Raw genomic sequence first — 10,083 nt, 5'->3', positions numbered from 1 at the left:
CGATCCGCCCAGCCGCCATATCGGACAGTCGCGACAAAGCCAGGACCAGCCAGGGTCGGACGGCGGACCTGATCTTCAGAGCAGCCGACTCCTCAGAGCGATCGACTCGTCAGCACACTCGGCCCTTCATAGTGGTCGGCTCGTCAGCGCAGTCGGCCCTTCAGAGCGGTCGACGATCTTGCGCGAATGTTCGGGCATTTCAGGTGTTCCGGACGAAATTCGGGGCATTCGCGCAAGATCGTCGGACAGCGGGGGTGCAAGTCGGACAGTCGCGACAAAGGGCCGGGGGTGCAGGGGTGAGGGCGGGGGGTGCAGAGATGAGGGCGGGGGTGCAGGGGTGAGGGCGGGGGTGAGACGGTGACCGGGCGGCGGTGATGGATGCTTCGCCCCACTCAGCTGGCAGCGAAGGCGCCCTGCGCCGAGCGGTCTCCCGCGCGAGGAGCGGAGGTGAGATCGACGAACCCGGGACCAGAATTTGATCTTGATCTGGAACTTGAGTTTGATCTTGATCGAAACGAACTCCCCGGTAACCTCAACACCGGGTCCACGAGATTCTGGAGGTTGAAGGATGGTTGCGATCGTTACCGGCGGTGCCCGGGGGATCGGCGCGGCGACCGCTCGGCGGCTGGCCGCGGACGGTATGGCCGTGGCGGTGATCGACCTGGACGAGGCCGGCTGCCGGACGACCGTGGACGCGATCAAGGAGGCGGGCGGTAGCGCGATCGGTGTGGGCGCGGACGTGAGCGACGCCGACGCCGTGGCCGCCGCGGTCGAGCGGGTCGTGGCGGAGCTGGGTACGCCGGCCGTGCTCGTCAACAACGCCGGGGTGATCCGCGACAACCTGCTGTTCAAGATGACCGACTCCGACTGGGACACGGTCATGTCGGTCCATTTGCGGGGCGCCTTCCTCATGACCAGGGCCGTGCAGGCGCACATGGTCGAGGCGAAGTACGGGCGGATCGTGAACCTGTCGAGCACCTCGGCGCTCGGCAACCGGGGGCAGGCGAACTACGCGGCGGCCAAGGCCGGTCTGCAGGGTTTCACGAAGACCCTCGCGATCGAGCTGGGGCCGTTCGGGATCACCGCGAACGCGGTGGCGCCGGGGTTCATCGTGACCGAGATGACGCAGGCGACCGCCGAGCGGATGGGGGTCGACTTCGAGGCCTTCCAGGCGGCCCGCGCGAAGGAGACCCCGGTACGCCGCCCCGGCTACCCCGCGGACATCGCGCACACGATCTCGTTCCTGGCGAGCGAGGGGGCCGGGTTCGTCACCGGCCAGGTGATCTACGTGGCCGGTGGCCCGCGCGGCTGACGGTGGGAAGAAGGCGGCCGCCCCGGAATCCGGGGCGGCCGCCGTTCTTCCAGGAAGGGAATCTCAGGGCAGGAAGGCCGGGACGATGTCCACGTCCGCCTGCTTCACGTACATGATCCGGTGACCGAACTGGATCTGGACGTACTTCTCCTGGCCGCGGATGACCGTCCAGTCACCGGGGCCGGAGCCGTCGAAGGTCACGGCCCGGTAGTACTCGCCGGGCATGTTCAGGCCGCCGACGACGTAGCGCTGTCCGGCCGCGAGCACGTAGCCGGTCATGGCCGCCTGGGCCTGCACCGGTACGCCGGCCGGGTACGCCGCCGCCTCCGGGTACGCCCGGCCGTAGACGGGGATCGAGGTCTTGCCCGCCTTGGGCTTGGCGACCAGGCCGGTCGACCAGGCGGCCGCCGGGTTCGAGGCCGGGTTGTAGAACCAGCCCTTCTGGCCGAGGTACCAGATCGCCGTCCAGTCGCCCTGGCGGTCGGCGATCGCGTACTGCTGGCCGGTCTCGGCCCGGGCGCCGTGGTCGGAGACCAGCATCGTCGCGGGCTTGCCCTTGTCCAGGTAGAAGTCGGACAGCAGGGGCGAGGACGCGTCCGGCGCCGTGTGCAGGATGACCGAGCCCGAGCCGTGCGGCGCGCACAGGACGCCGGCCGTCACGCAACCGGTGAACGCGGGCTGGTTGGTGGCGTAGTTCGGCTTGATGGTGACCACGCCGCCGTAGGGCGTACCGAGGTTCCAGATCGGGGCGCCGAGCAGGTCCATGTAGTGCGACCAGTCCCAGTAGGGGCCCGGGTCCCAGTGCATGCCGGCCACGGTCGACGGCGTCGTGCCGGGCACGTTGTCGTGGCCGATGATGTGCTGGCGGTCGAGCGGGATGCCGAGGCGCAGCGCCAGGTAGCGGACCAGCTTCGAGGAGGTCCGGTACATCGCTTCGGTGTACCAGGTGCCCTTGGCGGCGAAGCCCTCGTGCTCGATGCCGATCGACTTGGCGTTGACGTACCAGTTGCCGGCGTGCCAGCCGACGTCCTTCGCCTTGATGTGCTGGGCGATGTGGCCGTCGTTGGACCGGATCGTGTAGTGCCAGCCCAGGTAGGTCGGGTCCTGCACGAGGTTGATCACGCCGGGGTAGGTGCCCTCGGTGTCGTGGATGACGATGTACTCGATCTTCTGCTGCGCCGGGCGGTTGCCCAGGTCGTGGTTGCCGTAGTCGCCGGCACCGGGGCCGTACTGCTCATAAGGGGCCGGGATCCACTCGCAGTCGAGGTTCACCGGGCACTCCAGGCCGTCCGGCCGGGCCAGCTTGCGCAGGTGCAGGCGGTCCAGCCAGGACTTGACGGGATTCACGGCGGCCGCGGTCAGGTTCACCGCCGCGCCGTCGTCGGTGGTCCGGCTCGCGCCCGCGGCGATCTGCGCGTACACCTCGTCGGCGAACGCCGCCGCGGCCGTCTCGTCGTCCGCGCCCGAGTACCGGGCGACCGCGCCGTACCAGGCCGCGGGATCGCTGTCGCTGCCCGTCGGTCCTTCGATCTGCTTCTGGTACGCCGAGAGCAGCGCCGCCCCGCCGCGGATGTTCGCCGCGGGATCGGTACGCAGGTCCTCCTTGGACGCGCCGGTCAGCTGGGCCGCGACGTCCATGGTCTGGAGGGCGGCCGGGTCGGGGGTGTCGGCCGGGGCCTCGATCGCCTTGGCGGCCGGGCGGTCGTCGTCGCCGCGGGCGTCCTCGGGCGCGACCGTGTCGTCGGCGGCGACCGGTTGCGCCGCCAGGTACGCGGCGTCGGTCAGGTGCATCGGGCCGTAGCCCGCGCTGGTGCTGGGCTGGCCGGCGTTGGCGTCCCAGCGGGACTCCAGATAGGAGACGCCGAGCAGGACGTCCACCGGTACGCCGAACTCGCCGGCCGCGGCGGTGTACGCCTGCTGGCGGTCGGAAGCGCTGGTCTCGGCGGACGCCGGTACGCCCGCCGCGACGGCGACGGTGGCCACCGTGACGCCGAGCGCGGCTAAGGATGCGAGCAATCGTGCTGGGGGTTGCATCGTGCCTCCGGGGGAAAGACAACCAAGTCGCCCACTGATCGGGTAACGACCTCCATGCCTACGGAGGAAACTCTGAACCGAACGCATCCACGGAGTCAACCGTATGAACGTGACTCGTTGTGAAATCTTCACGCGAATCGTTCACTGGGCGGGAAGATCTTACGAGCCGTAGGCCCTCTCCGCGGCGAGCAGGGCGCCGAACGCACGCTCGGCCAGGGCGACCGCGTCGGGGTAGACCGCATCGGCCGGCTCGCCGGCGGCGGTCCGGCTCAGGTTGTAGTCGCTGAGCGCGGAGATCGCCCCGATGATCAGTCCGGCCTGGACGGCGGCGTCGGGCTCGGACAGTCCCGCCTCGACCAGGGCGTCCCGCAGGGTCTCGGTGCGCTGGATCTGGTACCAGCCGGCCCGCATCAGCAGGGCGGGGTGGTTGCGTACCAGCTTCTGCAGGGACAGGACCACGTCGGAGTCGTTGAGGCCGGTGGCCGCGTCCCGCTCGCCGAGCGCCGTGACGAACTGCCGGCGCAGCGCCTCGACCGGCGACTGCCCCGCCGCCCGGCCGCGCACGACCCGGGCGGGCTCGTCGGCGTGCTCGGTCAGCGGCGACATGACCAGGTCTTCCTTGGTCGGGAAGTAGTTGAAGAGAGTCATCTTCGAGACGTCGGCGGCGGCCGCGATCTCGGCGGTGGAGACCTCGTCGAAGCCCCGCTCGGCGAACAGGCGCAGCGCCGTCTTCAGCAGCCGCCTGCTCGTCTCGATCTTCTTGCGCTCGCGGAGTCCCATCTCGGCCACGGCGAAACCTTACCAGATCAAAATCTTGACCCAGTAAAAATTTTGAGTGAGTATGGCTTTCATGACGCCACCCACCATGACGCCGCCTGCCATGACCCAGCGGCAGAAGACGATCTCCTTGTACGTGTGCCTGCTGACGATCGTGATGGCGGTGATCGACAACAACATCGTGTCGGCCGCCGTCGTCCCGATCGTCCGCGATCTCGACCCCGTGAACGGTGTCGACCGGCTGCCCTGGCTGGTGAGCGCCTTCGCGCTGGCGGCGACGGCGATGCTGCCGCTCTACGGCCGGCTCTGCGACGTGTTCGGCCCCAAGCGGGTCTACCTCGGTGCGGTCGCCACCTTCCTGGCCGGGTCCGCGCTGTGCGGTGTGGCGCAGTCCTTCGGCCAGCTCATCGCGTTCCGGGCGGTGCAGGGCATCGGGGCGGGCGGCCTGATGAGCGTGACGATGGTGGTGATGGCCCACCTCATGCCGCCGGACCAGCGCACGGGCGGCAACGCGGGCGGTCTGGTCGCCGGGGCGGGCATGGCGGTCGGCCCCTTCCTCGGCGGCCTGCTCGCCGAGCACGCCGGCTGGCGCTGGATCTTCTACGTGAACATCCCGCTGGGCGTGGTGATCCTGACCCTCGCCGGCCTCCTGCTGAAGCTGCCGCACGACCGGCGTACGCGCACGATCGACTATCCCGGTGCGGGCCTGGCGGCGGCGTTCGCGGTGGCCCTCCTCCTGATCAGCGAATGGGGCGGCAAGCAGTACGCCTGGACCTCCGCACCGCTCCTCGGCCTCGTCGCGGGCGCGCTCGTGCTGCTCGGGCTGTTCCTGTGGCGGCAGGCGACCGCAGCCGAGCCGATCCTGCCGCTCTCGCTGCTGCGGGACCGCACGATCGCGATCAGCCTCGCGATCCAGGGGATCGTCGGCGCGGCCATGCTCGGCGCGATGCTCTACCTCATGCTGTACCTGCAGATCGCCCGGGGCGTACCGGCGGCGACGGCGGGCACCTATCTGATCCCGATGGCGCTCGGCCTCGGACTCGTCGGCCTCGTCGCGGGCCGGTACGCGGGCCGGGGCCCGGCCCAGCGCCGCCTCCTGCTCGGCGGCACGGTCATCGGTACGCTCGCCGTCGCCGGGATGTCCACGATGGACGCCGACACCGACCTGTGGGTGGTCCGCGGGCTGCTGTTCGCCCTCGGCATCGGCTTCGGCCAGCTGCTCGGGCTGCTCATCACGGTCGTGCAGCAGGCGGCGCCCCGGGCTCAGCTCGGCGTGGCCACGACCGCCATCCGCTTCTTCCAGAGCCTGGGCGGCGCGCTCGGCGTGGCTGTCCTCGGCGCGGTGCTGACCCACGCGTTCGCGGCGCGTACGCCCGGCGTGGCGACGTCGGCCATCCCGACCCTGACCGGCGCGGCCCACGACGCGGCGGTGGACTCGTTCGTGCACGGGCTGACGGAGGTGTTCGTCGTCGCCGCCGCGCTGATGGGGGTGACCGTGGTCCTCGCCCTGCTGATCAAGCTCCCCGGCTCAGACGTCGAGGATGATGGTGTTCGGCCCGGCGTTGACGCTCTCGACCAGCATGAAGCGCTGGAACCGTCCGGTCTCGACGGTCGCGCCGCGCGCGCGTAACGCCTCGACGAACGAACGGACGAGTGGTTCGGCGACCGGCGCCGGGGCGGCCGCGCTCCAGCCCGGTCGCCGGCCCCGGCTCGTGTCGGCGTACAGGGTGAACTGGCTGACCGCGAGGATCGGCGCGCCGAGGTCGGCAGCGGACTGCTCCCCGTCGAGGATCCGCAGCTCATGGACCTTGCGGGCGAGAATGGAGGCGGTCGCCTCGGAGTCGCTGTGGGTCACGCCCACCAGGACGAGGAGGCCGTCGGCGATCTGCCCGACGACCTCTCCCTCGACCGTGACACTGGCCCGGGAGACTGTCTGTACCACTGCGCGCACGCAGTAAGGGTGTCAGATCGGCTTCGGCGCGGCCGCCCGGCCCCGCCGCCCGGCCCGCTCCAAGATCCCGCTTGGATCAGGGATCGCCACGTAATCTTGGGCCAAGATTCGGGTGATTTACCTGATCCAAGCGGGATCTTGGAGGGCGGGCCGCCGGGGGCGGAACCGGGAGCGGGGGCGCGTACAGGTCAGCTACGGCGCAGGAGCCGGGCCCCGCCGATCAGCCCGCCGCCGGTGAGCAGGAGCAGCAGTCCACCGAGGAGGAACGCGCTGGTGGGCGCACCCGTCGTGGGCAGTGCCGCGCTCGGGGATGTGGACGGCTGGTGCGACGTCGCGCTCGGCGAGACGGCGGTCTCCGACTCCGAGGGCGACGGCGAGACCGTGGTCTCCGATGCGGAGGGCGACGGGGACTCGGTGGTCTCCGACTCCGACGGGGACGGGCTGGCCTCCGTCGGGCTCGGCGAGGCACTGTGGGACGGCCGTGCCGATCTGCTGGGGTACGGCGAATGGCTCGACGGTGTGGGTGGATGGCTGTAGCCGTGGTCGCCCGTCAGGACCGGACCCTGGGCGGCGGCGGGGCTGAGGCCGGCACCGGCGGCGACGAACAGGCTCAGTAGCGCGCTGGCCACGCCGGTGACGAGCGCTGCGAGGACGGCGACGCGAAATCGTGCATTCATGCACAGTTAAACCGAAACCGGACCCGCTCAGCTAGGTTGCTGTCGTTGATCCGACTAACTGTATTCAGTTGCCTGAGCTGCGGAAATGCGCGATTTTGGCGGAGATGCGGGCCTCTGAAATATCGTGCATACATGCAATAAATGGGGCATAAGGTGCTTCTGCTACCGACGGAGCGGAGGGATCAGGCGAGCGCGGCGGGCGTGACGCCGACCTCGCGGGCGGCGGCGAGGCGTACCCACTCGGCGGCCTGGCGCTGCGAGAGGACCTTGGCGTGCACCGTCATCTGCACCGCGAGCCCGTCCACCAGCGCGTTGATCCGCCAGGCCGCGCCCGCCGGATCGTCGCAGGCGAAGCTGCCGTCGGCCGCGCCCGCCGCGATCACCTCGGTCAGGGCCTCCTTCCAGCGCAGGTCCATGCGCCGGGAGACCTTCTCCAACTCGGGTACGCGCATCGCCTCCGACCAGCCGTCGATCCAGATGGCCCAGGATTTCGAGCGGCCGGTCGGGGCGAGGTTCTTCAGCAGCTTGGCGAGCTTCTCGACGGGCTTGGCCGACGAGTCGACGACCTGCTGCATCTGCGCTAGGTCCTGCTCGGCGACGTACGCGAACGCCTGCGTCAGCATCGCGTCCTTGCTGGGGAAGTGGTAGTACACCAGCGACGGGCTGACGCCGGCGGCCGCGGCCACGTCGGCGGTACGCGTACGCGCGAAGCCCCGGTCGACGATGACGTCGGCGGCGATGCGCAGCAGGGCGTCGAGCCGGAGTTCGGCGGTGCGGCGGGTCACGCCGACAACGGTAGGTCATCCGCCCGGGACTTGTGTCGTGCCACGGCCAGCCCGGCGGCCAGCAGCGCGCCGAGCCCGACGAGTCCGGTCGCCACCAGCGCGGCGGCCGCCAGGCCGAATCCGGCCGAGGCGAGGGCGCCCGAGAGCGCCGCCCCGGCCGAGTAGCCGACGAAGACGCCGGTGCTCGTCCAGGTGAACGCCTCGGTACGCCGCGCGGCCGGAGCCAGCGCCGTCACGAGGGCGATCTCGACGGTCGTCGTCGGTGCGATGACGAGCCCGCCGAGCAGCAGGATCGTGCCGAGGCTGAACAGGCCGCCGGCCAGGCAGATCGCCGCGAAGCCGACCGTGTTGAGGGTCATCAGCAGTGCGAAGAGCCGCCACTGCGACATCTTCGGGCTGAGTCCGGAGAACCAGACGCCGCCGATGATGGAACCGGCGCTCCAGGCCGCGATCGCGCCGCCGGCCCCGGCCGGGTTGCCGAGCGCGGTCGCGTACGCGGGGATGGCGACTTCGAGCATGCCGTAGGCGGCCGCTTCGAGTCCGCCGGCCAGAACCAGTGCGGCCAGAGCGAACGTGAGCAGCCGTCGGCGGCTGACTGACGATTCAGTCAACGAGCTTGGGGCCGCGCCCGAGAACCGGCGGGCGGCGGGGGCCGACGCGAGCCCCAGCGCACCGGCGGCGGCGAACGCGGCGGTCGCGAGCACGGCCGCGTACGGGTTGACGGCGGCACTGATCGCGGCCACCAGGGCCGGCCCGATCACGTAGGTCAGCTCGACGAACACGGTGTCCAGCGCGTACGCGGTGGCGGCCTGGTCAGGTGCGATGCGGGGCAGCACGACGCGGGTCACCGCCGCGATGGGCGGGTTGACGGCACCGGCCGCGCCGACGACGGCCAGGATCGCGAGGATCGGCCAGCGCGCGGCCAGCCCGGCGACGAGCAGGGTGAGCAGGGCGGCATAGGCCACGCCCGAGTAAGCGAGCACGCGCGGCGCGTGTCCGCGGTCGGCGAGGCGGCCGAGCCAGGGTGCGGTCAGGGCGGTGGCCGCGGAGTGGGCCGCCGTGGCGAGGCCGGCGACGGCGTACGAACCGGTGCCGTAGTGCACGGCCACGACGAAGAGCAGTGTGGTCATGCCGTAGGGCAGGCGCCCGATGACGGAGGGGACGGTCACCCGGGTGACCCCGGGAACCAGGAGCAGGGTGCGGTAACGACGGGCTGCGGTCACAACCGCGAGGCCGGACATGAAGACCTTCTTCGAACGGCGGGTGCCCTTCCGGCACTCCGCGAGCACATCGGCCCCACCCGGACGGCGGGGCGGACAAGACGCCGGCGGGGGCCGGCGTGCCGGGCCGAGTCTACTCGCTGACTGAATCGTCAGTCAAAAAACATAGGCGATCGTCACTGGAATCGGAATGAAGGCGCAGGTCGGCTCAGTGTGTGAGATGCGTCGCTTTGCAGGCGAGATGCAGTGCGAGCCGTTGCGTGCCGTCGCGGAGGTCGACGCCGGCCAGTTCGGAGATCCGGGCGAGCCGGTAGTACAGCGTGGTGCGGTGGATGTTCAGCCGGTTCGCCGTCGCGGCCGCGTCCCCGGCCAGATCCAGGTAGATCTCCACCGTGGCGGCCAGCTCCGGCGGCAGGGCGGCCAGCCCCGGATGGATCTCGATGCCCTCGGCGGCCGCGAGGACCCGGTAGATGCCCAGCTCCGACCAGGTCGCGACGGGTGCGGTGGCCAGCCGGACGGCGATGCCGTGCGCCTGGCGGGCCTGCCGCGCCGACACCGCGAACTCGCCGAGCGACCCGACGACGTCGCCGACCCCGACCGCACCGCGTACGCCGGCCGCGAGGTGGGCCGCGATCTCGGCGACCGGTGTGCGGTGGACGCGTACCAGCAGGAGGCCGTGTTCGGGGCGGACGAGGTGCACGGCCTCACCGGCGAAGCGGCGCGTACCGGCGAGGGCGGCTTCGAGCACGGCGGGATCGGGGTCGGTGGCGACCAGCGCGACGACCGGCCCGTCCCCGGCCAGCAGCCCCTCGTCCAGCAGGGCGGCGACCGAGCGGGCCGAGTCGGGGCCGAGCAGTCCGCGCATCGCCTCGGCCTCCCGCTGGGCGGCGAGTTCGCCGAGCAGGTTCACCCGGTACAGGGCCAGCGCGAGGTCGGCCGCCAACTCCTCGGCGATCGTGAGATCCGGCCCGGTCAGCGGCGGCTCGTCGACGAACCAGACGAACCCGAGCAGCAGATCCGCGTGCCACACCGGTACGCAGACCCGGGGCAGCAGGCCGAGTTCCGGTTCGGCCGGCGTACGTACGGGGCGGCGGGCGGTCGTGATCGCGTACCGGGCGAAGAACGCGATGACCTCCGGGGTGGTGCTGCGCCGCAGGATCGAGCTGCGCCGGACCTCGTCCATCGGCTCCGCGTGCGCCGAGTAGCAGACGACCCGCTGGCGGCGGTCCTCGACCAGGGCGGGCCGGCCGGCCCGGTCGGCCAGGCGGTCCACGAGCTGCTGCAACTCCACTCGACAAGTGTAGGAAGCACCCGCAGATTGTTCCTA

Annotated in this window: 9 protein-coding genes; 3 read left to right on the top strand and 6 right to left on the bottom strand. The window is 71.0% G+C overall.

The genetic code is table 11. The features are described from left to right. The first annotated feature begins 568 nt into the window (after positions 1 to 568). Positions 569 to 1,312: a 3-oxoacyl-ACP reductase FabG gene (gene fabG, locus G401_RS0120725; RefSeq protein WP_027344006.1), complete on the top strand. Its 744-nt coding sequence runs from the start codon at positions 569 to 571 to the stop codon at positions 1,310 to 1,312. A gap of 63 nt (positions 1,313 to 1,375) precedes the next feature. Here the strand turns inward: fabG and G401_RS0120720 are convergent, their stop codons facing one another. Both G401_RS0120720 and G401_RS0120715 read right to left on the bottom strand, forming a co-directional pair. Beyond that, a complete protein-coding gene (locus tag G401_RS0120720; RefSeq protein WP_245601795.1) occupies positions 1,376 to 3,328 on the bottom strand; it encodes an N-acetylmuramoyl-L-alanine amidase in 1,953 nt (650 codons plus the stop codon). A gap of 177 nt (positions 3,329 to 3,505) precedes the next feature. Continuing rightward, entirely contained in the window at positions 3,506 to 4,126 is a 621-nt protein-coding gene (locus G401_RS0120715; RefSeq protein WP_034592487.1) for a TetR/AcrR family transcriptional regulator, read from the bottom strand. A gap of 70 nt (positions 4,127 to 4,196) precedes the next feature. Here G401_RS0120715 and G401_RS47170 point away from each other — a divergent pair, with 70 nt between their 5' ends. Then, positions 4,197 to 5,753 (top strand): MFS transporter, encoded by a 1,557-nt coding sequence (locus G401_RS47170; RefSeq protein ID WP_211240790.1) that lies wholly within the window; start codon positions 4,197 to 4,199, stop codon positions 5,751 to 5,753. On the opposite strand, the gene dtd is transcribed toward G401_RS47170, so the two are convergent. Beyond that, positions 5,652 to 6,074: a D-aminoacyl-tRNA deacylase gene (dtd, locus tag G401_RS0120705; RefSeq protein ID WP_027344003.1), complete on the bottom strand. Its 423-nt coding sequence runs from the start codon at positions 6,072 to 6,074 to the stop codon at positions 5,652 to 5,654. The two genes, G401_RS47170 and dtd, sit on opposite strands and share 102 nt — an antisense overlap. A gap of 273 nt (positions 6,075 to 6,347) precedes the next feature. Here dtd and G401_RS0120700 point away from each other — a divergent pair, with 273 nt between their 5' ends. After that, on the top strand, positions 6,348 to 6,611 hold the full coding sequence (locus tag G401_RS0120700; RefSeq protein WP_027344002.1) for a hypothetical protein: 264 nt from the start codon (positions 6,348 to 6,350) through the stop codon (positions 6,609 to 6,611). Between the two features lie 322 nt (positions 6,612 to 6,933). Here G401_RS0120700 and G401_RS0120695 read toward each other — a convergent pair whose 3' ends face one another. From G401_RS0120695 to G401_RS0120685, 3 genes are all read right to left on the bottom strand, one after another. Beyond that, positions 6,934 to 7,536, bottom strand: coding sequence for a TetR/AcrR family transcriptional regulator (locus G401_RS0120695; RefSeq protein WP_027344001.1), 603 nt, complete (start codon positions 7,534 to 7,536; stop codon positions 6,934 to 6,936). After that, positions 7,533 to 8,777, bottom strand: coding sequence for an MFS transporter (locus tag G401_RS47165; RefSeq protein ID WP_157545986.1), 1,245 nt, complete (start codon positions 8,775 to 8,777; stop codon positions 7,533 to 7,535). Before G401_RS47165 ends, G401_RS0120695 begins: the two co-directional genes overlap by 4 nt. A 187-nt stretch (positions 8,778 to 8,964) precedes the next feature. Next, positions 8,965 to 10,047 (bottom strand): PucR family transcriptional regulator, encoded by a 1,083-nt coding sequence (locus G401_RS0120685; protein ID WP_027344000.1) that lies wholly within the window; start codon positions 10,045 to 10,047, stop codon positions 8,965 to 8,967. Between the last annotated feature and the right edge of the window lie 36 nt (positions 10,048 to 10,083).

The sequence above is a fragment of the Hamadaea tsunoensis DSM 44101 genome, assembly GCF_000428945.1.
Taxonomy (GTDB): domain Bacteria; phylum Actinomycetota; class Actinomycetes; order Mycobacteriales; family Micromonosporaceae; genus Hamadaea; species Hamadaea tsunoensis.
This window is presented reverse-complemented; position numbering and strand designations above follow the sequence as displayed.